Genomic DNA, 21,678 nt, shown 5'->3' on the forward strand with positions numbered 1-21,678 from the left:
TCATGCAGCTCTACAGCTTCTTCAACAGTTCGACGTCGTACCGCGTGCGCATCGCGCTTGCGCTCAAGGGACTGGCGTTCGACACGATCCCGGTGAACATTCGCGTGGGCGAGCATCGGGCCAGCACTTACGTCGACGAAGTGAACCCGTCGGCGGCCGTGCCCGCGCTCGTCGACGGCGAGATGACGCTGGGCCAGTCGCTGGCGATCCTCGACTACCTCGACGTGAAGTATCCGCAGGTGCGTCTGGTGCCGCAGGACACCGAAGCGCGCGCCCGCGTGCTCGAGCTGTCGATGCTCGTCAGTTGCGATATTCACCCGGTCAACAACCTGCGCGTCCTGAAGTACCTGCAAGGCCCGCTGGCGCTCACGGCCGCGCAGAAAGACGCGTGGTATCGGCACTGGGTCGCCGAGGGCATGGCCGGCGTGGAGCGTCTGCTCGACAAGCACGGCCAGGGCCCGTGGTGCTTCGGCGAGGCGCCCACGCTCGCCGACGTCTGCCTCGTCCCGCAGATCGCCAACGCCCGGCGCATGGGGTGCGACCTGTCGGCCTACCCGAAGGCGATGGCGGTGTTCGAGCACGCGTCGGCGCATCCGGCCTTCCGCGCGGCCGCCCCCGACCGTCAGCCGGACTACACGGCGTAATCCCGATTCACGGCTGGAAGGGCCGCAGGAGACAACATGACACAAACCCATCAACCCAAGGCGCTCGTGGTCGGCGGCGGTATCGGCGGCCTCGCGGCCGCGCTGGCCCTCGCCAATCAGGGCGTGCGCATCGAACTGCTCGAGCAGGCCGAGACCATTGGCGAGATCGGCGCGGGCATTCAGCTCGCCGCCAATGCGTTCGCCGCGCTCGACGCGCTCGGCGTGGGGGAGGCGGCGCGCGCACGCTCGGTCTTCACCGACCACATCACGCTGCGTGACGCGATCGACCGCAGCGTGATCGCCGAGGTCGACGTGGGCGCCCCGTATCGCGAGCGCTTCGGCAACCCTTACGCGGTGATCCACCGCGCCGACATCCATCTGTCGATTCTCGAGGCGGTGCAGCGCAATCCGCTCATCCGGTTCCGCACCGCCACGCGCGTCGTCTCGCTGGAGCAGGACGACGCCGGCGTGACGGTCGTCGACCAGCATGGCGAGCGCCATACGGCCGACGCCGTGATCGGCTGCGACGGCGTGAAGTCCGCCGTGCGCGCCGTGCTCATCGGCGACGAGCCGCGCGTGACGGGGCACGTGGTGTACCGCGCCGTGGTCGACGTCGAGAACATGCCGGAGGACCTGCAGGTCAATGCGCCGGTGGTGTGGGCCGGCCCGCACTGCCACCTCGTGCACTACCCGCTGCGCGGCGGCAAGCAATACAACCTCGTGGTCACGTTCCACAGCCGCGAGCAGGAAGTCTGGGGCGTGCGCGACGGCAGCAAGGAGGAAGTGCTGTCGTACTTCGAGGGCATCGACCCGCTGCCGCATCAGATGCTCGACCGTCCGACGTCGTGGCGCCGCTGGGCCACCGCCGATCGCGACCCGGTCGCGCAGTGGAGTTTCGGCCGCGCGACGATTCTCGGCGACGCGGCGCACCCGATGACGCAGTACATCGCGCAGGGCGCATGCCAGGCGCTCGAAGACGCGGTCACGCTCGGCGCGGCGTATGCGGCGGCCAACGGCGATTTCGTCGACGCCTTCGGCCGATACGAACATGCGCGCATTCCCCGCACCGCGCGGGTGCTGTACGGCGCGCGCGACATGGGCCGCGTATATCACGCCAAGGGCGTGGATCGCTGGGTGCGCAATTCGCTGTGGAAAGGCCGAACGCAGACGCAGTTCTACGACGCGCTGCAATGGCTGCACGGATGGCGCGCCGAGCACTGCCTGTCGCAAACGCCCTGGCTGAGCGCCGAGTAAGCCCCCGCATCGCCACAGGATCACCACAAGAAAACCGGCAGCACGGAGCCGGTCGGACGGCAGCGCGGCGTGTGGGTATGCGCCGCCGCGCTGCCGCCCGCCGCCCTGCCCGACATTGCGTCGCCAGTCGTCAGGCGCGCGCGGGCAGCGGCGGCCTCATCACGACAATCGCTGCAACGCAACCGCGACGCGGGCCCTGTGCCTCGCCGCGACTGGCACCTTCGAGGAGACAACCTATGCCAGCCACCCCCATCAACGTGACGGCGTTCATCGACCGGCATCGCATTTCGCCGTTCCAGGTCATGATCGTCGTCCTGTGCTTCCTGATCGTGGCCATCGACGGCTTCGACACGGCGGCCATCGGCTTCATCGCCCCAGCCATCCGCGCCGAGTGGTCGCTCACGCCGGCGCACCTCGCCCCGCTCTTCGGCGCGGGGCTCGCGGGCCTGATGGCGGGGGCATTCCTGTTCGGCCCGCTCGCCGACAAGTTCGGCCGCAAGTCGATCCTGGTCTTCTCCGTGATGTTCTTCGGACTGGCGAGTCTCGCCTCGGCCTTCTCGGCCGAGCTGTGGCAACTGATTGCACTGCGCTTTCTCACCGGCCTCGGGCTGGGCGGCGCCATGCCCAATGCCATCACGCTCACGTCCGAGTACTGCCCGGACTCGCGCCGGTCGTTCCTCGTGACGACGATGTTCTGCGGCTTCACGCTCGGCTCGGCGCTGGGCGGTCTCGCGTCGGCCGGGCTGATCGACGCGTTTGGCTGGCGCTCGGTGCTGATCGTCGGCGGCGTGGTGCCGCTCGCGCTGGGCGTGGTCCTGATGCGTGCGCTGCCGGAGTCTGTGCGCTATCTCGTGATGGCGGGCAAGTCGCCGCAGCGCGTGGCCGCCGCGTTGCAGCGTATTGCCCCGCATGAGGATCTGCGCGGCGCGACGTTCAACATTGCATCGAAGCCGTCCACGACGTCGCCAGTGGGTCATTTGTTCAAGCCGGAGCTGCTGCGCGGCACGCTGCTGTTCTGGGTCACCTTTTTCATGAGCCTGCTCGTGATCTATCTGCTCTCGAGCTGGCTGCCGACGCTCCTGCGCACGAACGGACTGACGCTGCGCAACGCGGCCATCGTCACGGCCATGTTCCAGGTCGGCGGCACGCTCGGCGCCATCGTGCTGGGCTGGCTGATGGATCGCTTCAATCCGCATTACGTCCTGGCCGGGGCCTACGTGCTGGCCGGCATCTGCATTGCGGCCGTGGGACCGCTGGCCGGCTCACCCGTGCTCGCGTCGGTGGCCGTGTTCTGGGCCGGCTTCTGCGTGTCCGGCGGGCAGGTCGGCGCGAATGCGCTGTCCGCGGAGTTCTATCCGACCGACTGCCGCGCGACAGGCGTGAGTTGGGCCAACGGCGTGGGACGTCTGGGCTCGGTGGTCGGCTCGGTCGGGGGCGCGTCCATGCTCGCGATGGGCTGGTCGATGCCGGCGCTGTTCGCCGCCATCGGCGTGCCGGCCGTACTCGCCGGCCTGACGATGCTCACGCTGGGCCGCTTGCGCCACCGTCAGGCGTCGCGCGCGCTGGAAATCGCGGCCTGAGCCGTTTCGGCTGACGCCACGTCCGGCCCGGCATTCTTCGGGCGCCATTCGCGGCATGCGATGGCGCCCGTCGTCGTTTGTGGCGCGGATGGCGACACCCGCGGCGAGCGCATTGAATGCTGCGGCGCAAACCCTCGCAAACAGGAATACAGTGTCGGATGGCGCGCGGGTGCCGCTGCTGCGGCCGAGCCGATGTCCGGGGGACCGATCCCGCATCGTGCGCTCCTCGCGTTCTTTTTTCATTCCTGTCACGACTTCCGTGGAGATTGAAGGTGTCACTGCCCCCGCTTCTCGTCCTGATTCCCCTGCATTCGGAACAGTTGGCCGAACTGCGACCGCACTTCGACGTGGTGTACCGGCCAGGTCATCAGCCCGTGCCCGAGGGCTGGGGCGCCGAAGGCGAACGCGCGCGCTTTGTGCTTACCAACGGCGCGCGGGGGTTGAGCGCCGCCGAGCTGGCGCATCTGCCGAACGTCGAGCTGGTGTGCGCGTTGGGCGCCGGGTACGAGAACCTGGACCTCGCCGCGATGCGCGCTCGCCAGATCGCGGCGGCCAACGGGGCGGGCGCGAACGCGGCGACGGTGGCGGACCAGGGTTTTGCGCTGCTGCTGGCGGCGGTGCGTCGCATTCCCGAGTACGACGCGGCGTGCCGCAAGGGCGTATGGCGCGATGCGCTGCCCATGCAGCCGGGCGTGTCGGGCAAGAAGATGGGCATCGTCGGGCTGGGCGCGGTCGGTCGCCAGTTCGCCCGGCGGGCCGAAGGGTTCGACATGCAGATCGGCTACCGCAATCGCAATCCTCGCAACGACCTGCCGGCGCATTATCGGTATTTCGACAGCGTGCTGGCATTGGCGCAGTGGGCGGATTATCTCGTGGTGACGGCTCCGGGCGGAGAAGCTTCGCACCATCTCGTGGACGCGCAAGTGCTGCGTGCGCTGGGCAAGGACGGCTTTCTGGTGAACGTGGGCCGCGGCAGCGTCGTGGACACGGCAGCCCTTGCGAACGCGCTGCGCGCGGGCGTCATTGCGGGCGCGGGCCTGGACGTGTACGAGGGGGAGCCGTCACCGCCCCAGGCGCTCATCGACTTGCCGAATGTGGTGCTCAGCCCCCACGTTGCCGGCCGCTCTCCCGAAGCCGAAGCCGCGACCCTCGCCATGTTCCTCGAGAACACGCGGCGCCACCAGGCAGGCGAGGCGCTGTTGACGCCGTTGTGACGACAGGCGCCAGGGCCGCCCGGGCTGCGTGGGCTACGTGGGCTATGGGCTACCACTGGCGTCAGTGATTATCCAGCCCGTCGATGCTGCGCTCGGGCGACGGCGAGAGGGTCTCGCCGTCGTTCACGGGCTCGAGTTCGATGCTGCTCTTGGCATGGCTCGTGAGGAACGCGGTGTCGCATGTCGGGCAACGGACTTGTGCATCGGAGCTCAGGTAGTCGAGCATCGCCTGGACGGACGGCTCGCTCGCCGCCACGGGAAAGCGCGCCTGGCAGGTGGGACAGACGACGAAACCGGTGTGGATCGACAACATGGCAAATCTCCCGTAATCGACATCGAAAATGCTACAGCCAGTCCGTGCGACGAGGACTGGCGCGCGTGGCGTCCTCGCGCCCCCGTGCGTCGGGACGCCCTGCCTCACGCCGATCCCCCCGCTGATCGTCCTGCTGATCCGCCTGCTGATCCCCCCGCAGTGCCCGCTGCCCCTCACGCGGCTCCCGCCGCGCCGGCCCGTCGTTGGCCGCCACGCCCACGGTCGGCTCCGGACGCGCCACGTCCCTTTCCGGCGCGCCGGAGCGCCGCGTCGGATCGAAGTCACGCCACTCGCCGTTTTCCCATACGCCATCCGCCTCCTCGATTTCGGCCGCGCCAGCGTCGCGCAGCACGGCAATGGCCGTATCCGAGGTGACATCGTCGACGTGGGCGGCGAGCATCACACCGGCGTCGCGCATGCCCGCCTGAGCCGCCGACACCTGCTCGCGACCGCGCAGGCGTTGCAACGCGCCGAGAAAGGCGCCGAGATAGGCGCCGGCCATCAGCCCCACCACCGGCACGAGCCAGAAGCGCCACAGCGTGACGAACAACAACGCGCCCAGCGCGAGCCCGAACGCGCCGCCCGCCACCACGCCCTGCGCCGCGCCCTTGCCTGCCGGACGCGCCGCGGCGTCGGCATTCACGTCGCCGCCCACCGCAAAGCGCGCGTGCTGCCCCGTGGGATTCAGAAAGAACACCGAAACGTCGGCCGGGCGGAATGCCCGGTCGTACAAACGGCTTGCCACCAGATTCGCCTGATCGAACGTCGTGAAACGCCCTGCGACAATCTTCGCCATCGCCATTCTCCCTTTGCCTTCGATGCAGGTACCGATTCCGGTGGGATGACGAACATGCCGCTTCGTTTCATCAAGGAATCCTTTCGGTCGACGAGACACATTGAGAAAATCAATACGCTGGAACCCACTGCTGCACCGCGGATCGCATGTGCATATAGTGCAGGTATTGCAGCGGGCTCGCCTGCATTGCCTGTCACCGAATCCTGCATGGGGAGCATTTATGGCTCGCGCGATCTGGAAAGGCGCCATCAGCTTCGGACTGGTCAATATCCCTGTCTCGCTGTTTCCGGCGTCGACCACGCACAGGCTCGATCTCGACTGGCTCGATAAACGCACCATGTCTCCGGTGGGCTACAAGCGCATCAACAAGGAGACCGGCAAGGAGGTGCCGCGCGAGCAGATCGTGCACGGTTACGAGTACGAGAAGGGCAACTATGTGGTGCTGAGCGACGACGAGATCCGCTCCGCCAACCCCGAGGCGACGCAGACCGTCGACATTCTGGCGTTCGTGGCCGCGACCGATGTGTCGTTCATGTATCTCGACACGCCCTATTACCTTGTGCCCGAGCGCGGCGGCGCGAAGGCATACGCCCTTCTCCATGCCGCCCTCGTGAGGGCGGGCAAGCTCGGCATTGCCCGTGTGGTGATGCACACGCGGGCACACCTGGCCGTGCTCGCCCCGGCCGGCGATGCGCTCGTGCTCGACACACTGCGCTGGCAGGACGAGATGCGCGATCCGGCGGAGGTCGGGCTCACGCGCGAGAAACTCGAGAAACTGAGCGCGCCCGGAGAGCGCGAGCTCGACATGGCCATGCGGCTCATCGACGAGATGTCCGGGCCCTGGCGTCCGGGCGACTACCACGACACGTTCCAGGACGACCTCAAGGCGCTGATCGATCGCAAGATCGCCTCTGGCCAGACGCGTGAGGTCGCGCAGATCGAGGCGAGCGCGCCGAAACTGTCCGGCGGCAACGTCACCGACCTGATGGCGCTGCTCAGGCAAAGTCTCGGCGCCAAAGGCAAGCGTGAGCCGGCGGCCGAGGCGGCGGAGGACGTCGAAACGAAACCGGCGAAGCCGAGCCGGGGGGCGTCCGCGAAGGGCTCGGGCACGGCGAAGAAGGACTCGACGAAGAAGGGCTCGACGAAGAAGGGCACGCCAAACAAGACGCCGGCAAAGCGTGCGAAGGGCGCCGGAAAAAACAGGGACGAGTGACGAGGATCATGCCGGCACGAAGCACCAAGCCATCGACAAAAACCGTGCGCGGGCGCCACCGTGGCCCCCTCGCGGCCTACGACGCCAAGCGCGACTTCGCCGCGACGCCGGAGCCGCGTGGCAAGCGCGGGGGCAACGGTCGTGCGCTGCGCTTCGTGATCCAACGCCACGACGCCAGCCATCTGCACTACGACTTTCGCCTGGAGCTGGACGGCACACTGAAGTCGTGGGCGCTGCCCAAGCAACCGAGCCCGGACGTGACGCGTCCGCGCCTGGCCGTGCAGGTGGAGGACCATCCGCTGGCGTATGCCGATTTCGAAGGGGATATCCCGGCGGGCAACTACGGCGCCGGGCACGTCGACATCTGGGACAGCGGCTCATGGGAGCCCGACGGCAACGCACGACGCGACTACGCCAACGGCAAGCTGTCTTTCACGCTGCACGGCGAGCGCCTGAAAGGGCATTGGACGCTGGTGCGCACCGACAAGCCCGCGCGCCAACCGCAATGGCTGCTGCTCCACCGGCGCGACGACAAGGCGTCGAAGCCGTCCGCGAGTGCGAGCCCACCGAAGGCCCCCGCCACCGGCAACACGAACAAAGACCGCTCCGGTCGCACCGGCCGCCCGGCCCGCGCGGCGCCCACCACCCGCTCAGCCCGCTCCGCCCGCTCCGCCATGTCGCCGCCCGCGCACGTCGAGCCGATGCTCGCCACGCTCGTCGATACGGCCCCGGCGTCGGCGGGATGGCACGCCGAGGTCAAACTCGACGGCTATCGCGTGCTGATTCGCATCGACGGCGACGACATTCGCGTCTTCACGCGCTCCGGCCAGGACTGGACGCATCGGTTCAGCGCCGCCGTCCGGGCGCTGCGCGCGCGCAAATTACCGAACGCATGGCTCGATGGCGAGGCTGTCGTGATGGACGCGCACGGTCTGCCGGACTTTCAGGCGCTGCAGCGCGCCTTCGACGAGAACGCCACGCACGCCATCGTCATCTATGTTTTCGACCTGCCGTGGTGCAATGGGCAGGACCTGCGCGAGACGCCTTTGCGCGAGCGGCAAGCCGCGCTGGCCATGCTTTTCGATGACGGCGAGGGCGGTGGGGGCGGTGAGGGCGGTGACCAGCACGCGGTTCGTTTTCTGCAACCGGTCGCGGGCGAGCTCGAAGCGCTCTGGCACGGCGCGTGCGACGCAGGCCTCGAAGGCATCATGATCAAGCGCGACGACTCGCCCTATGTGAGCGGTCGCAGCGATGCATGGCGCAAGCTCAAATGCTCGCAACGCCAGGAGTTCATCGTGCTGGGTTTCACCGAGCCGTCCGGCTCGCGGCAGGGGCTGGGCGCCCTGTTGCTCGGCTACTACGATGACGACGGCAAGACACTGCGATACGCGGGCAAAGTCGGCACCGGTTTCGACACGGCCGGACTGGTGCGCCTTCGCAAGCGACTCGACACGTTCGAGACGCCGCGTGCACCGCTCTCGCCCGCGCCGCATCCGGGCGGGCGCGCCCCGGTCCACTGGCTGCGCCCCGGGCTCGTCGCGGAGGTGCGCTTTGCGCAATGGACGCGCGGCGGCAACGTGCGGCAGGCATCCTTCGTTGCGATGCGCGACGACAAACAAGCGAAAGAGATCCGGCGGGAGGCCCCGCGCGCGGGCCGCGCCAACGTCCATGAGGAGGCTCCATCCATGACTCGCGCCGCGCCGTCGAAGAACCGCAGCCCCGCACTGCCGATGAAGATCACGCACGGCGAACGGGTGATGGACACGCTCTCGGGCGTCACGAAAGCGGAACTCGCGGCGTACTACCACGCGGTGAGCGAGTGGATGCTGCCGCATCTGGCGCAACGCCCGTTCGCGGTACTGCGCGCGCCCGAAGGCATCGGCGGCGAGATGTTCTTCCAGAAGCACGCGGCAAAAACGATCCCCGGCGTGCACGAACTCGACCCGGCGCTCGATCCCGACCATCAGCCGCTGATGCAGATCGACGACGCGCGCGGCCTCGTGGGCGCCGTGCAAATGGGCACGATCGAATTTCACACCTGGAATGCACGCAGTGATCTGATCGAGCGGCCCGACCGGGTGATCTTCGACCTGGACCCGGGCAAGGGCGTCGAGTTCGGGCACATTCGCGACGGTGCGGAACTGATCCGCAGCCTGATGGAAGCGCTGGGACTGGAAGCGTTCGTGAAGACGAGCGGCGGCAAGGGCCTGCACGTGGTGACGCCGCTCGCGCGCCGCCATGACTGGGACCTCGCGAAGGGCTTCGCGGAACGTGTGGCGCGACATATGACGCGCGTCTTTCCGGACCGCTTCACGGCGACGATGGGGCCGAAGCACCGCGTGGGCAAGTGCTTCATCGACTACTTGCGCAACTACCGGGGCGCGACGACCGTCTGCGCGTATTCGGCTCGCGCGCGAGAAGGCATGGCCGTGTCGATGCCGATCGCATGGGACGAACTGCCGGACCTCGAGCGCGCGGACCAGTGGAACGTGCGCAATGCGCTCGCGCGCCTGCGCGCGCTTGGGCGCGACCCGTGGGCCGGCTACGAGAAGGCCTCGCAACAACGCATTACGAAAGACATCCTGGAACGGCTGGGCGACTGAGCGTCCGACGCGCCCTTGCGCGCGCCGGCTAACGCCGCCCGGGGCCCGCTTCCCCCTCCTGCAGCCAGCGACGCTTGTCGCGCAGCGGCGCCTCGCCGAACACCCGGGCGTACTCGCGGCTGAACTGCGAGGCGCTCTCGTAGCCGACCGCCTGCGCGGCGGCGGCCACCGCCGCGTCTGCCGCGAAGATCAGGCGTCTCGCCTCCTGCAATCGCAACTGCTTCTGATACTGCAACGGGCTCATCGCCGTCACCAGCTTGAAATGGTGATGCAGCGACGACACGCTCATGTGCACCTCCTGCGCCAGCGCCTCCACCCGCAACGGCTGCGCATAGTGTTCGCGCAGCCAACGCACCGCGCGCGCGATACGGTTCATCTGGCTGTCCTGCAACGCCAGTTGCCGCAGCAATACGCCCTGCCCGTTCATCAGCAGCCGATATACGATCTCGCGTTTGATCATCGGCGCGAGAATCGGAATGTCGCGCGGCGACTCCAGCAAGCGCAGCAGACGCAACACCGCGTCGAGCAACGCCGCATCCAAGCGGTTCACGTACATCCCCCGACCGTTCGCCGACGCGGCCGGGGGCGGCAGATTCTCGTCGCCGATGAGCGACGTGACGTCTTCCGCGTCCAGATCCAGTCGCATGCCCAGATACGGCGACTGCTCGCTCGCGCCCGACACCTGCGCGATGACCGGCAAATGCACCGACGACACGAGGTAATGCATCGGGTCGTATGCGTAACGCTCGTCGCCGATCTGAAGCCGCTTCTCTCCTTGCGCAATGACGGCAAAGGCCGGCTGCTGCATGGCCGGCTTCGGGCCGCCCGGGTACGGAATTCGATGCACGGACAGTCCCGCCACGGCGGTGGGCGAGGTGCCGTCCAGCCCGTGCGTCGCACGCTCGAGCAGGCGCACCAGCTCCACGCGCGCGCCTTGCGACGGATCGTCCGCGAAGTCGCGCTTCGGCGCCTCACGCGGCAGTGTCTTGACCAGATGCATGTCGATCCCCTCAACCGGCGCGACCCCATTGGCCGCATAGGCGAGAGCATACGCCTGCCGACGTGACTTGCCCGATCCTCCGGCGAGAAACGCCCATGATCGGGCAGAAATTCCGGAGAATCCGGCAAATTTCGCCGCGCGAGCGGCTCGATCGGGGACGGAGTGCGGGCCGATCCGGCATGGTCGACGTCATCATTCCTGGCCCGTGCGTCAGGTTTGGCGCCACTCACGGGCGTTGCGACGTGCCGCGCCATGCTGCCCGGGCGGACCGCTTGCAGGATCAGGCAGGAAATGTGCAGGAACAGGTACTGCTTGCCTGATGCCCCGCGCCGCATAATGCCCTCCATCCCGTCCACGCCGTCGCCCCCCTTTCGACGGCGCGTCATGGGCGGCAATCTCAACGGAGCGATGCAATGCGACAACGCAAACTCGGCAACACCGGCCTGTTCGTCTCGGAATTGTGCCTTGGCACGATGACCTTCGGCGGACAGGGCGAACTATGGAGCAAGATCGGTCATTTGCAGCAGAACGACGTCGACGCCCTCGTGGGCCGCGCGCTCGACGCGGGCATCAATTTCATCGACACCGCCGACGTCTATTCGGAAGGCCAGTCCGAGATCCTCACGGGCCAGGCGCTGCGCAACCTCAAGGTGCCGCGCGACAACGTCGTGGTCGCCACCAAGGTATTCGGCGTGACGGGCGCGCAGGGCACCAACTCGCGCGGCCTGTCGCGCTATCACATCATGGACGGCATCAAGGCCAGCCTCCAGCGCCTGCAGCTCGATCACATCGACCTGTATCAGGTGCACGGCTTCGATCCGGCCACGCCCATCGAAGAAACGCTCGGTGCGCTCGACACGCTCGTTCGCCAGGGGCACGTGCGCTACATCGGCGTCTCGAACTGGGCGGCATGGCAGATCGCCAAGGCCCTCGGCATTTCGGCGAGGCTCAACCTCGCGAGCTTCGCGTCGCTACAGGCGTACTACACGGTCGCGGGCCGCGACCTCGAACGCGAAATCGTGCCGATGCTGCGCAGCGAAAACGTCGGCCTGATGGTATGGAGTCCGCTCGCCGGCGGCCTGCTCTCGGGCAAGTACACTCGCGACGGTCAGGCCGAAGCCGGCAGCCGCCGTCAGGCGTTCGATTTCCCGCCGGTCAACGTGGAGCGCGCCTACGATGCCATCGACGTCATGCGAGACATCGCGGCGGAAAAAGGGGTGTCCGTGGCGCAGATCGCGCTCGCGTGGCTGCTCGCCCAGCCGGTCGTGTCAACGGTGATCATCGGCGCCAAGCGCACCGATCAGCTCGACGACAACATTGCGGCGACACGCGTCACCCTGACCGAGCGCGAGCTCGCGGCGATCAACGCCGCCAGCGAGCTGCCGAGCGAGTATCCCGGCTGGATGCTCTCCCGCCAGGGCGACCCGCGCCGCGCGCAGTTGGCCGAAGCCGGCCTGCTGTAAGCCCGCGAGTCCGGCGCGGAACGTGCCGAACTGCCAAACGACGCACGGCAGCACACGGCGGAGCGCCCCGGAGCATGTCTGAGGACCTCCAAGCGTCACCGGCGCACCGCGCAAGCGGTGCGCCGTGTTTCGTTGACGGGTAGCCAGGGGCGCGGTGAAAGGCGGGCGGCCTCAGAAGGTATGCCGCATGCCGACGTTCACGCCCAACTGGTTCGTGCCCGGCGTGGGCGAGCCGCCCGCGCCGCCCGAGCTCACCGAATACGCTGCGTTCCTGCTGTTGCCCAGCCAGGCGAGTTGCGTATAGACGGCCGTGCGTTTGGACAGGAAGTAGGTGCCGCGCACGGTTGCCATCGTCGCGCGCGTGTTCTGGCGCGCATTGAGCATGCGGAACACTTCGCCGTCGATCGCGAACGTCGGCGTGAATTGATACAGCGCGCCGACGTAGAACATGTCGGAATTCACGTCGGCGAGCGCGGCCGAAGCGGTTTGCACGCGGCGTCCGAGCCAGCCGGCGCCGGCCTTCCAGTTGCCGCCTTTCACGTAGCCGTTCAATTGCCAGCGCGTGTCCTTGTCCGACGAACTCGTGAGCGGCACTGCCGCTGCGCCGTTGAAGAAATTCGCGGCGGCGCCCGCACTGCCGCGCTGCTCGTCCCACGCACCGGCCACGCCGAACCATGGCGTGTCGTATTTGAGCATGGCGGAAACCTGACGGCACGACGTCATCTGGCCAGCCGCCTGCCCCGCGCACGTGCCCTGCCCCGGCGAGTTGCCGGTGCCGCCGCTGTCGCGACCGAACGAGTACGTCGCGCCGAGCGTCAGCCCCTGGAATACGCCCTTGTACGCAATGGTGTTGTCGCTGCGCGCGTTGGGGATGTAGCTGTCGAGCGAGCCGCTGCCGTAAAGGTCGGGGCCGAGAATGTCCGCGTCGTTCATGACCCAGAACGTCATCGAATACTGGCGCCCGAACGTCAGCGCGCCGTATGGATTCGACAGCCCGACCCACGCCTGACGGCCGAACAGGCGCCCGCCCTGGTTCAGATCGCCGGCCCGCAAGTTAAAGCCGTTCTCCAGAGCGAACACGGCGTGCAGACCGCCGCCGAGATCCTCGTCGCCGCGCAGTCCCCAGCGCGACGGAAGCGAGCCGGTGTTGGCCGGCATGCGCACGAGCGGGCTGTTGTTCGCACCCGCATGCGAGAGGTATTCGATGCCGGTGTCCAGAATGCCGTACAGCGTCACGCTCTGGGCCGGGGCGGGAGTGTGGGCCAACGCGAGGCCGGCAGCCAGCGCGAGCGCGGGCAGTCCCTTGTAGGTCACGATGATGTCTCCATGAAATGCATGGGGTGGTCCGGCCTGTCCCGGCCGGTAGACGTCGGGCGTTGCACCGCTGCGAGCGGCCGCCGGGAGGACGGGACGCACGCCGCGGGAGCTGCCCATGCGGGCGAGCCGATGGCCCGCCCGCGAGCAAACGCGTCAGGCGGTGCGTGCCGCCGTCGCCGGCACCGCGCTTTCGCGGTTCACACGACGGCGCATGACGAGCATGAGCGCCGCCGCGAGGAACGCGGGGATGGCGACGATCTGGAACGCCTGCGCAATGCTTGCCGCCGATGCGATGAGCACGCCGCCGAGGCTGGAGCCGAGAATCGAGCCGAGGCGGCCGACGCCCAGTGCCCATGCCACGCCTGTGGCGCGCGACGGCGTCGGGTAGTACCCCGCCGTGAGCGCGTTGGCGCCGGTCTGCGAGCCGGCCACGCCGAAGCCTGCGAGAAAGACCACGAGCATCAGCCAGCCGGCCTGATGCGTGAGCGTGCCGAGCAGGCACAGCGCAACGCCCGCCATCACGTAGGAGGCCGCCAGCACGCGGTACGGACTCGTGCGATCCATCGCGAAACCGATCAGCACTGCGCCGACCGTCCCGCCGAGCGGGAGCATCGCGCCGATACGGGCCGCTTCGGACAGCGTGTAGCCCGCGTCCTTCACGACCAGCGGCAGCCAGCTCGTGAGCAGGTAGAAGGCGCACAGTGTGCAGAAGTACGTTGCCCACAGCAGCATCGTGCCCACGACATAGCGACGTGCGAAGAGACCGCCCACGGCCGAGCGCGATGCGCCGGCCGGCGCTACCTCCGGATCGATGCGCGTGACCTGCGGATCGATGTGGCGCGCGATCGCCAGCAACTGCTGGCCACGATCGCCGCGCGCCGCGAGATAGCGCATCGATTCGGGCAGCCAGCGCATGAGTACGGGCACGATGGCGAGCGGCACCACGCCGCCCGCGATCAGCACGCCCCGCCAGCCGATGTGCGGCAGCGTCTGCGCGACGATCTCGCCACCGATTGCAAACCCGAGCGTGAAACCGCAGAAGGTCGCCGTCACCAGCAGCGAGCGCATGCGCTCTGCGCAGTACTCGGAACTCAGCGTGATCGCGTTGGGCATGGCGCCGCCAAGACCGATGCCGGTGATGAATCGCATGACAGCCAGCTCGGTGGGGCTGTGGACGTAAGCCGACGCAATGCTGCCCAGCGAGAAGAGGACCACGGAGAGGATCAGCACGCGCTTGCGGCCGATGCGATCGGCGAGCGGGCCGAAGATGAAGCAGCCGAGCATGAGGCCGCCGAGGCCCGCACCGAACACGGTGCCGAGACTGGTGGTGGCCATGGCCCACTCGCTGCGGATGGCCGGTGCGAGGTAGCCGATGGCGGCCGTGTCGAAGCCGTCCAACGTGACGATCAGAAAGCACAGGGCAATCACGCGCCACTGAAATGGCGTGATGCCCCTGCGATTCATCAGGGCGGATATTTCCATGTCTGTCTCCTGTACGGTGGATACCGTGGACTGCGCGGCGGGCCGTGGCGCCTGTCGGACGCTCTGTATCAAGCCGCGCCGCCGGTTGGGGGCAACTACATTGGGGGCAACTACATCGAGAACCTGCTAGCGCAACGAAACGGCTGACGCACACGCGCCCGCGCCGGGCGCGAGCTCCGGGTCGCCTGCCGAGAGGTACTCCCACATGCGCTCGATGATCCGGCCCGAGCGCGTGGCGCGCGCCCGGCATTCGTCGGGGCCGAGCACGGCAGCCGGCGCGCTCGCCTGCACGGCGAGCACGTCGAGTTCCACGCGCGCGGCATCCTCGAGATACCAGGTGAGCGCGACCATCGCCTCGAGCGTGTCCGCGGCCACGACGGCGCCGTTGCCGCGCATCACCACGGCCGCGCACTCTCCCATCGTGTCGATGACCGCGGCGGCCTGTGCGTCGGAGCGGATCAACTGCGGGTCGTCCCACAGCGGCACGCCCGGGGCGAAATACGCGCCCGGGCCATGCAAGGCGCGCGGCGTGCGGCGTAGCGTGGAGAGCGACATCGTTCGGGCCGGCATGGTGCGCGCGACCGCACCGATGTCGGCACGCCGCCGATAAATCTGCTGATGCAGGCGCACCTCGCCGAGCACGCCGTCGGGCAGCGGGCCCTCGACCGGCACCACGGTGCCCGCTTCGCCGACACCGAGAAGCCCCATCGGACGCGCCGCGCACACGAGGAAGTGATCGGCGTCGAGGCGCGCGCTGCAATGGCCGTAGGCATGCGCGAGGCCCGCGCGGGCGAGCGTGCGCGCCGCCACGCGCACTGCGCGGTCGAGTTCGGCGATGCGCGCAGCATCGAACGTGTGTTGTGTCATGTGCAGCCGGCGGCCTTGCCGCCAGGAATTGGAAGTGAAATTGCGACGCGCCGCGTCAGGCCGAAAATTCGGGAATCTCGGGCTTCGCGCCCCACATGCAGAAACCGGTCGGATCGAACGGAAACTGGCGCGGGACGTAAGTCGCTTCGTCCTCGGGTGCGATCTTTCGCACGCCGGTGGAGTATTCGTAGACCATGCCGTCCGGGCCCGCGAAGTACAGGAACATCGCGTGCGAGGTGGGGTGGCGTCCCGGGCCGAAGCGAATCGGCACGCCTTGCTCGCGCAGGAAGTACCACGAGCGCATGAGGTCGTCGATGCCGTTGACCTGGAAATTCACATGCTGAATGCCTGCGCGCTTTGCCGGGAACAGCGCGATCTTGTGATGCACGTCGTCGATGCGCAGCAGCGGTGCGTCGCCAATGCGATCGGACACGCGGGCGTTGCACACGCTCGTCCAGAACGCTTCGTCGCGTCGCGCGTGCGTCGTGCACAGACCGACGTGGCTGAACGAATCGATGCCCGCATCGCGCTCGCCGTGATACCGCCGGCCCGTCTGCGCGGCGCGCAGCACCAGCTCGATCCGGTTGCCGGTAGGATCGCAAAACGTCAGGAAGTCGGCCACGCGACGCAGATCGGCTTCGTCGCGCGTGCCACGGCGAAAGTCGATTCGCATGGCCTCGAGCTGCGCGGCGGCGGCGTCGAAATGCGCGTCGCTCGCCACGTCGAAGGCCACCGTGTGATCGGTGGGGTCGCCCTCGAAGTAGCAAACGGAATGATCGCGGCTGTCGCTGCGAAGGAATACGTAACCGGCCTCCCGACGCACTTCCTGCAACCCGAGAATGGTGCGCGCGTAGCGTGTCGCCCCCTCCAGGTCGCGCGTGCCCAGCCGCACGTAGCGAATGTCGTGCAGATTGATCACCGCCTGTCTCCTGCGGATGTAATTCGAATGTCGTGACGGATACGATAAGGAGACGCGACGAATGACGCCAACAAATTGCGTAAATGCGCGGTATTTACGTCGTGAATCAACGATGCAGCATGGGCGCGCGAAGGCGCGCTGACGAATCAGTCCTCGCCGTGAAACAGGCGGAAGACGGTGCTGCGAAGCCAGCGGTGGCCGGCGTCGGCGTGGAAGCGTTCATGCCAGAGCTGGGAGATGTCGAACTCGGGCCCTTCGAAGGGCAGCGCGTAGGTGTGCAGCGCCGTGGCGGCCTTGAGCGCCCGACCGAGGCGCGTGGGCACGCACACCACGAGATCGCTCGCCGCGATAAGCGCCGAGAGCCCCATCGAATGCGCCATGCGCAGCGCCACGTGACGCTTGCGGCCCGCCTGCGCAAACCACTGCTCGACCGCCGTTTCGAACACGTCGTGGTTGCCGGCGGTGGGGCGATACACCGCGTGCGCGGCGCTGAGGAATGCGTCCGCGCTCAGCTTGCCCCGTATCGTCGGATGCCCCTCGCGCACGAGCGCCACGTAGTGTTCGCGAAAGAGGCGCTGCTGATGAAAGCCCGACGAGAAGCGCGTGAAGAGGCCGAGCGTGAGGTCGATGTCGCCCATCGCCATCGCGCTCTGCGCTTCGCGCGGCGTGGTGTCGACGGTGACGATGCGAACGCCCGGCGCCTCGGCGGCGAGCGTGGCCATCAGTTTCGGGATGAAGATCAATTGCCCGATGTCGCTCAGGTAGAGACGGAACGTGCGCTGCGCCTTGGCGGGATCGAAGTCGTGCGGCGCTTCGACGGCGCCGCGAATGAGCCCGAGACCTTCGGTCACGGGCGGGGCGAGCGAGCTGGCGAGCTCCGTCGGCAGCATGCCCTGCGGCGTCTTCACGAACAACGGGTCGCCGAACGCCAGACGCAGTCGCTTGAGCGCATTGCTCACAGCCGACTGCGTGAGGTTCAGTTCCTCGGCCGTCACCGTCGTACTGCGTGTGCGCAACAGCGACTCGAACACGAGCAACAGATTCAAATCCAGCGAGCGTAAGTTCATCCCCAGCGGTGCGTTCCTGCAAAAGTCGTGTGAATGGCCGTGCGGCATTTTAGGCAACGCCCGCGCACGTGCGCATTGCGGGAAACCCGCCCACGCTCGCGGCGGCGATCGTGGTATTCACGTGCGCGAGCCGGCCTGCGCGGCGCGGTGCAGGCGGGCAATGACCTCCAGCACTTCCGGCCGCTTCTCGCGCTTGGCCGTCACGATGTGGTAGCTCAACGGACATTCGACTTCGGTGTCCGACAAGCGCTGGAGGCGGCTTTTGGCGATCGCGGCGTCGGCCAGCGGCGCCCGCGCGAGCGCAATGCCCAGCCCCGCTTCGGCCGCGGCCAGCACGACCGTGTAGTCCTCGAAGCGGCGATCACGCGCCCTCGGTCTGAGCGAGACGCCTTGCGCACCGCACCACGCCCGCCACCCGGTCAGATCGGAGTCATGCAGCAGCGGCATGGCGAGCATGTCGGACGCACTCGCGCCCTTCAGACGCGCCGCCACCTCGGGCGACGCGACCGGGTATAGCGTCTCGGCCATCAACGGCTCCGAGTCGACCGCGCTCCAGCCGCCGCGGCCGTAACGCAGCGCGATGTCGACCTCGCCCGCGCCGACATCGGCGTTGCGATGTTCCGTCGCGACCTGGATGTTGATGAACGGCTGCCCGGCTTCGAGCGATTGCAGCCGCTCCAATAGCCACAGCTTGGCGAACGACGGCACGACGCTCAGCCGGACCGCCGGCGCCTTGCGCGCCTGATGCCACTGATCGGCGGCCGCGTCGATCACGTCGAACGCATGCTCGATGCGGCCCAGAAAACGCTGGCCGTCGCACGTCAGGCTGACGCCGCGCCCGTGCCGCTCGAACAGCGCGCAGCCCAGCCAGTTTTCCACGGCGCCCACGCGGCGGCTGATCGCCCCGTGCGTGAGGCCGCTTGCCTCGGCCGCGGCCGTAAACGAGCCGTGGCGCGCCACGAGACAGACGGTTTCGAGATTGGCCAGCGGCGGACGGGCGCGATGGGGTGCGTTCATGGTCGTCGGCAACATTTCAGCGGGTTCGGGCGGGCGCACGCACGCGAGCGCCATCGGCAAGGTGTGAACGTGACTCACAGCTTGCCGTCGATTCGTGCAGTAGCTTATCACCGCACCGGTGCGGCAACATGGCGACTCGATCGCCGTCGCGCGCGCCCTTTCGGACATGCCGCCAACGCGCCGTTTTTCTCCCATCCTCACCTCAGGAGTTCATCGTGTCAGCCGCTGCCCCCGCCTCGTTCACCCTCTACGTGGATTCACAGTTCTCCAGTCCCTATGCGCTGTCGGTGTTCGTCACGTTGCGCGAGAAAGGACTGCCGTTCGAGCTGCGCACGGTCGATCTCGGCCAGGGCGCGCATCACGAGACGAGCTTCGCCGACATGTCGCTCACGCGGCGCGTGCCCACGCTGGTGCATGGTGACTTCACGTTGTCGGAGTCATCGGCCATTAGCGAGTATCTGGAGACGGTGTCGCCGGCTGCGCCGGTCTATCCGGCCGGCGCCCGGGAACGCGCCCGCGCCCGCCAGGTGCAGGCGTGGCTGCGCAGCGATCTCGGTGCACTGCGCGAGGAGCGCTCGACGGAGGTCATCTTCTACCGCGCGTCCGACCGGCCGCTCTCGGACGCCGGCTACGCCGCGGCGAGCAAACTGATCGCGATCGCCCAAAGCCTGCTGCCCGACGGCCGTCTGTCGCTGTTCGACCAATGGTGCATCGCGGACGTCGATCTCGCGTTGATGCTCAATCGCCTGGTGTACAACGACGACGTGGTGCCGCCCGCGCTCGCGGCGTATGCCCGCCATCAGTTCGCGCGTCCCGCCGTGCAGGAATGGCTCGCGATGACGCGCCCGCCGCGGGCGGCGGATCTGGCGGCGAATCTGGCGGCGGGCGGACTTCAGGCCGGCGTCAGCTCGGCATGAGCGTCAGCCCTTGGCGATGAATGCGTACATGCAGCAGCACCAGCGGCCGGTACGGACAGTCGTCGCGCAAGGCGACCTCGCCATTGCCGCGCGCACCGTCCACCCTGGCGTGGCGGCTTGCGAGCGCGGCGTTGAACGCGCATTGCGCTGCCGAGCGTGCGGCCAGCACGAGCAGCAGCAACGAAGCGGCCATGGCGATTCGGAAGTCTCCCGAGGTAAACACTCGCGCCGGAATGTCGAAAACGAGCATGGCGATCACCACGCACGCGTCGATACAGACGGCTCCCAGCGAAGCCACCAGCAGGTATGCGCGCAACATCCGAATCGTCGACGATTTCATCAGTCCTCCCACCCTTGTCCCGAACGCCAGGAGCCGCCGATTTGCCGATTGCTGACGGGGGTGACTGCGGCGGCGGCTGCGGCTGAGGCCGCAACCCGGCAGCGTTGCCGGCGTCTTCCCGTTGCGATGTTAAATGCAGAGTGTCGGCCGTCCTGTGACAGGAAACGATTTTTTACACTCGGCCACGCCACGTCCCCGTGGGGTTCGGCCGAGGCGGCGCACGGCTGCGGCCGTGGCCTGTTTTCGTCAAATCATCTGAAATCTCGCGCTTTTCCACCAAAAACCGATTGAATTGCGACTTTTCCCAGCGCGATGGCCACACAAACGGCGACGTGACGCGGGAAACGGTGAAGGCAGTCGACAGGCAGGCCGCGAAGGAGGAAAATACCGCCACCTTGCCGTTTACGTTAACGGCACTGACGACTCAAAGCCCCCTCTGCCGAGACATTGAAGAAACATGAGCGCCAATACTGAACTGCGTTTTGTCGTGGAGCCGCACGCCAACCCTACCCCCGCCGACCAGGTGGCCGCCAAGCTGGCGAACCCGGTGTTCGGGCGCGTGTTCACGGACCACATGGTCACGATCCGCTGGACCGAGGGCAAGGGCTGGCACGACGCGAAGGTGGAAGCCCGCCGGCCGTTCGAGATCGATCCGGCGTGCGCCGTGCTGCACTACGCGCAGGAAATTTTCGAAGGGATGAAGGCCTATCGCGGTGAAGACGGCAAGATCTCGCTGTTCCGCCCGCAGGCGAACGCCCGGCGCTTTCGCGAGTCGGCACAGCGCATGTCGATGGCGGAGCTGCCCGAGGCCGTGTTCCTCGAAGCCGTGGAAAAGCTCGTCGACATCGACCGGGCGTGGATCCCGAGCGCCGAGGGCAGCAGCCTCTACATCCGCCCGTTCATGTTCGCCTCGGAGAGCTTCCTGGGCGTGCGCGCCGCGCAGGAGTACATCTTCTGCGTGATCGCGTGCCCGGTCGGCCCGTACTTCAAGCCGGGCAAGTCGGCCGTGACCGTGTGGGTGTCAGACCAGTACACGCGCGCCGCCCCCGGCGGCACCGGCGCGGCCAAGTGCGGCGGCAACTATGCCGCCAGCCTCATCGCGCAGACCGAAGCGAGCGCCAAGGGCTGCGACCAGGTGGTGTTCCTCGACGCCGCCCAACATCGCTGGATCGAAGAACTGGGCGGCATGAACGTCTTCTTCGTGATGGACGACGGTTCGCTGCAAACGCCGCCGCTCTCGGGCACCATCCTGCCGGGCATCACGCGCGCCTCGATCATCGAACTGGCCAAGCGCGAGGGCCTGACGGTCAATGAAACGCCGTATGAATTCGCGCAGTGGCAGGCCGATGCGGCCAGCGGCCGCGTGAAGGAAACGTTCGCGTGCGGCACGGCGGCGGTCGTCACGGCCATCGGGCAAGTGCGTCATGCCAAGGGCGAATTCAACATCGGCGACGGCGGCGAAGGTCCGGTGACCAGGCGTATCCGCGATCAGCTCACGGGCATCCAGCGCGGCAAGGTCGCCGATCCGTTCGGCTGGGTCCACCACGTAGCCTGATAGGGCATTTATCCATTCATAACAAGCTGTGAAGCTGCGCGTCGCCCGAGACAGCGACGCGGGAAATCTCTGGCGGCGCGTGACGACACAAGGAGAGTCGGACGCGCCGTCTCGTTG

General features: G+C 67.7%; 20 protein-coding genes. 10 read left to right on the plus strand and 10 right to left on the minus strand.

The features are described from left to right. Window positions 1-2: 2 nt before the first annotated feature. The 4 genes from maiA (at window position 3) to CDN36_RS05210 (ending at window position 4,692) form a co-directional block, all read left to right on the plus strand. Window positions 3-644, plus strand: a complete 642-nt coding sequence (gene maiA, locus CDN36_RS05195) for a maleylacetoacetate isomerase (protein ID WP_287496169.1) — start codon at window positions 3-5, stop codon at window positions 642-644. A 36-nt stretch (window positions 645-680) separates the two neighbouring features. Next, window positions 681-1,898 (plus strand): 3-hydroxybenzoate 6-monooxygenase, encoded by a 1,218-nt coding sequence (locus CDN36_RS05200; RefSeq protein ID WP_150553773.1) that lies wholly within the window; start codon window positions 681-683, stop codon window positions 1,896-1,898. Window positions 1,899-2,134: 236 nt separating this feature from the next. Then, window positions 2,135-3,478, plus strand: coding sequence for an MFS transporter (locus tag CDN36_RS05205; RefSeq protein WP_287496170.1), 1,344 nt, complete (start codon window positions 2,135-2,137; stop codon window positions 3,476-3,478). 272 nt (window positions 3,479-3,750) lie between these two features. After that, a complete protein-coding gene (locus tag CDN36_RS05210) occupies window positions 3,751-4,692 on the plus strand; it encodes a 2-hydroxyacid dehydrogenase (RefSeq protein ID WP_287496171.1) in 942 nt (313 codons plus the stop codon). Window positions 4,693-4,753: 61 nt separating this feature from the next. Here CDN36_RS05210 and CDN36_RS05215 read toward each other — a convergent pair whose 3' ends face one another. Next, complete coding sequence (locus tag CDN36_RS05215) at window positions 4,754-5,005, minus strand: hypothetical protein (protein ID WP_287496172.1); 252 nt, start codon at window positions 5,003-5,005, stop codon at window positions 4,754-4,756. A gap of 31 nt (window positions 5,006-5,036) precedes the next feature. Then, window positions 5,037-5,801 (minus strand): hypothetical protein, encoded by a 765-nt coding sequence (locus CDN36_RS05220; protein WP_287496173.1) that lies wholly within the window; start codon window positions 5,799-5,801, stop codon window positions 5,037-5,039. Window positions 5,802-6,021: 220 nt separating this feature from the next. On the opposite strand from CDN36_RS05220, the gene ku reads away from it, so the two are divergent. Beyond that, complete coding sequence (gene ku / locus CDN36_RS05225) at window positions 6,022-7,014, plus strand: non-homologous end joining protein Ku (RefSeq protein WP_287496174.1); 993 nt, start codon at window positions 6,022-6,024, stop codon at window positions 7,012-7,014. Window positions 7,015-7,022: 8 nt separating this feature from the next. Beyond that, window positions 7,023-9,617: a DNA ligase D gene (gene ligD / locus CDN36_RS05230; protein WP_287496175.1), complete on the plus strand. Its 2,595-nt coding sequence runs from the start codon at window positions 7,023-7,025 to the stop codon at window positions 9,615-9,617. Window positions 9,618-9,645: 28 nt separating this feature from the next. Here the strand turns inward: ligD and CDN36_RS05235 are convergent, their stop codons facing one another. Continuing rightward, complete coding sequence (locus tag CDN36_RS05235) at window positions 9,646-10,617, minus strand: AraC family transcriptional regulator (RefSeq protein WP_241013721.1); 972 nt, start codon at window positions 10,615-10,617, stop codon at window positions 9,646-9,648. A gap of 95 nt (window positions 10,618-10,712) precedes the next feature. On the opposite strand from CDN36_RS05235, the gene CDN36_RS05240 reads away from it, so the two are divergent. Beyond that, the gene (locus CDN36_RS05240; RefSeq protein ID WP_287496176.1) at window positions 10,713-10,937 is read left to right on the plus strand and encodes a hypothetical protein; all 225 of its coding nucleotides are present in this window, start codon (window positions 10,713-10,715) and stop codon (window positions 10,935-10,937) included. Window positions 10,938-11,030: 93 nt separating this feature from the next. After that, window positions 11,031-12,080, plus strand: a complete 1,050-nt coding sequence (locus CDN36_RS05245) for an aldo/keto reductase (RefSeq protein WP_150553779.1) — start codon at window positions 11,031-11,033, stop codon at window positions 12,078-12,080. A gap of 171 nt (window positions 12,081-12,251) precedes the next feature. Here CDN36_RS05245 and CDN36_RS05250 read toward each other — a convergent pair whose 3' ends face one another. The 6 genes from CDN36_RS05250 to CDN36_RS05275 all read right to left on the minus strand — a co-directional run bounded on the left by CDN36_RS05250 (window position 12,252) and on the right by CDN36_RS05275 (window position 18,749). Continuing rightward, a complete protein-coding gene (locus tag CDN36_RS05250; RefSeq protein WP_502920338.1) occupies window positions 12,252-13,394 on the minus strand; it encodes a porin in 1,143 nt (380 codons plus the stop codon). Window positions 13,395-13,550: 156 nt separating this feature from the next. Continuing rightward, window positions 13,551-14,879 carry an MFS transporter gene (locus tag CDN36_RS05255; protein ID WP_150553781.1) on the minus strand — a complete coding sequence of 443 codons (1,329 nt, stop codon included), beginning with the start codon at window positions 14,877-14,879 and terminating at the stop codon, window positions 13,551-13,553. A gap of 126 nt (window positions 14,880-15,005) precedes the next feature. After that, window positions 15,006-15,746 (minus strand): class II aldolase/adducin family protein, encoded by a 741-nt coding sequence (locus tag CDN36_RS05260; RefSeq protein WP_150553782.1) that lies wholly within the window; start codon window positions 15,744-15,746, stop codon window positions 15,006-15,008. Between the two features lie 55 nt (window positions 15,747-15,801). Next, complete coding sequence (locus CDN36_RS05265) at window positions 15,802-16,665, minus strand: VOC family protein (RefSeq protein ID WP_150553783.1); 864 nt, start codon at window positions 16,663-16,665, stop codon at window positions 15,802-15,804. Between the two features lie 146 nt (window positions 16,666-16,811). Beyond that, the gene (locus tag CDN36_RS05270) at window positions 16,812-17,732 is read right to left on the minus strand and encodes a LysR family transcriptional regulator (RefSeq protein ID WP_150553784.1); all 921 of its coding nucleotides are present in this window, start codon (window positions 17,730-17,732) and stop codon (window positions 16,812-16,814) included. A 117-nt stretch (window positions 17,733-17,849) separates the two neighbouring features. After that, complete coding sequence (locus CDN36_RS05275) at window positions 17,850-18,749, minus strand: LysR substrate-binding domain-containing protein (protein WP_287496177.1); 900 nt, start codon at window positions 18,747-18,749, stop codon at window positions 17,850-17,852. Between the two features lie 215 nt (window positions 18,750-18,964). Here CDN36_RS05275 and yfcF point away from each other — a divergent pair, with 215 nt between their 5' ends. Continuing rightward, on the plus strand, window positions 18,965-19,666 hold the full coding sequence (yfcF, locus tag CDN36_RS05280) for a glutathione transferase (RefSeq protein ID WP_287496178.1): 702 nt from the start codon (window positions 18,965-18,967) through the stop codon (window positions 19,664-19,666). Here the strand turns inward: yfcF and CDN36_RS05285 are convergent. After that, window positions 19,653-20,006 carry a hypothetical protein gene (locus CDN36_RS05285; RefSeq protein ID WP_150553787.1) on the minus strand — a complete coding sequence of 118 codons (354 nt, stop codon included), beginning with the start codon at window positions 20,004-20,006 and terminating at the stop codon, window positions 19,653-19,655. The two genes, yfcF and CDN36_RS05285, sit on opposite strands and share 14 nt — an antisense overlap. 457 nt (window positions 20,007-20,463) lie before the next feature. Between CDN36_RS05285 and CDN36_RS05290 the strand changes: the two genes are divergently transcribed. Then, window positions 20,464-21,561: a branched-chain amino acid aminotransferase gene (locus tag CDN36_RS05290; protein ID WP_287496179.1), complete on the plus strand. Its 1,098-nt coding sequence runs from the start codon at window positions 20,464-20,466 to the stop codon at window positions 21,559-21,561. Window positions 21,562-21,678: the final 117 nt, after the last annotated feature.

It is taken from the genome of Pandoraea sp. CB10b_02 (assembly GCF_002216225.1).
Lineage (GTDB): Bacteria > Pseudomonadota > Gammaproteobacteria > Burkholderiales > Burkholderiaceae > Pandoraea > Pandoraea nosoerga.

What these genes read in the sequence shown, in the direction of transcription:
- maiA (WP_287496169.1), top strand. Translation starts at nt 3, where the DNA reads ATGCAGCTCTACAGCTTCTTCAACAGTTCGACGTCGTACCGCGTGCGC.
- CDN36_RS05200 (WP_150553773.1), top strand. Translation starts at nt 681, where the DNA reads ATGACACAAACCCATCAACCCAAGGCGCTCGTGGTCGGCGGCGGTATC.
- CDN36_RS05205 (WP_287496170.1), top strand. Translation starts at nt 2,135, where the DNA reads ATGCCAGCCACCCCCATCAACGTGACGGCGTTCATCGACCGGCATCGC.
- CDN36_RS05215 (WP_287496172.1), bottom strand. Translation starts at nt 5,005, where the DNA reads ATGTTGTCGATCCACACCGGTTTCGTCGTCTGTCCCACCTGCCAGGCG.
- CDN36_RS05220 (WP_287496173.1), bottom strand. Translation starts at nt 5,801, where the DNA reads ATGGCGAAGATTGTCGCAGGGCGTTTCACGACGTTCGATCAGGCGAAT.
- ku (WP_287496174.1), top strand. Translation starts at nt 6,022, where the DNA reads ATGGCTCGCGCGATCTGGAAAGGCGCCATCAGCTTCGGACTGGTCAAT.
- ligD (WP_287496175.1), top strand. Translation starts at nt 7,023, where the DNA reads ATGCCGGCACGAAGCACCAAGCCATCGACAAAAACCGTGCGCGGGCGC.
- CDN36_RS05235 (WP_241013721.1), bottom strand. Translation starts at nt 10,617, where the DNA reads ATGCATCTGGTCAAGACACTGCCGCGTGAGGCGCCGAAGCGCGACTTC.
- CDN36_RS05240 (WP_287496176.1), top strand. Translation starts at nt 10,713, where the DNA reads ATGATCGGGCAGAAATTCCGGAGAATCCGGCAAATTTCGCCGCGCGAG.
- CDN36_RS05245 (WP_150553779.1), top strand. Translation starts at nt 11,031, where the DNA reads ATGCGACAACGCAAACTCGGCAACACCGGCCTGTTCGTCTCGGAATTG.
- CDN36_RS05255 (WP_150553781.1), bottom strand. Translation starts at nt 14,879, where the DNA reads ATGGAAATATCCGCCCTGATGAATCGCAGGGGCATCACGCCATTTCAG.
- CDN36_RS05260 (WP_150553782.1), bottom strand. Translation starts at nt 15,746, where the DNA reads ATGACACAACACACGTTCGATGCTGCGCGCATCGCCGAACTCGACCGC.
- CDN36_RS05270 (WP_150553784.1), bottom strand. Translation starts at nt 17,732, where the DNA reads ATGAACTTACGCTCGCTGGATTTGAATCTGTTGCTCGTGTTCGAGTCG.
- CDN36_RS05275 (WP_287496177.1), bottom strand. Translation starts at nt 18,749, where the DNA reads ATGAACGCACCCCATCGCGCCCGTCCGCCGCTGGCCAATCTCGAAACC.
- CDN36_RS05285 (WP_150553787.1), bottom strand. Translation starts at nt 20,006, where the DNA reads ATGAAATCGTCGACGATTCGGATGTTGCGCGCATACCTGCTGGTGGCT.
- CDN36_RS05290 (WP_287496179.1), top strand. Translation starts at nt 20,464, where the DNA reads ATGAGCGCCAATACTGAACTGCGTTTTGTCGTGGAGCCGCACGCCAAC.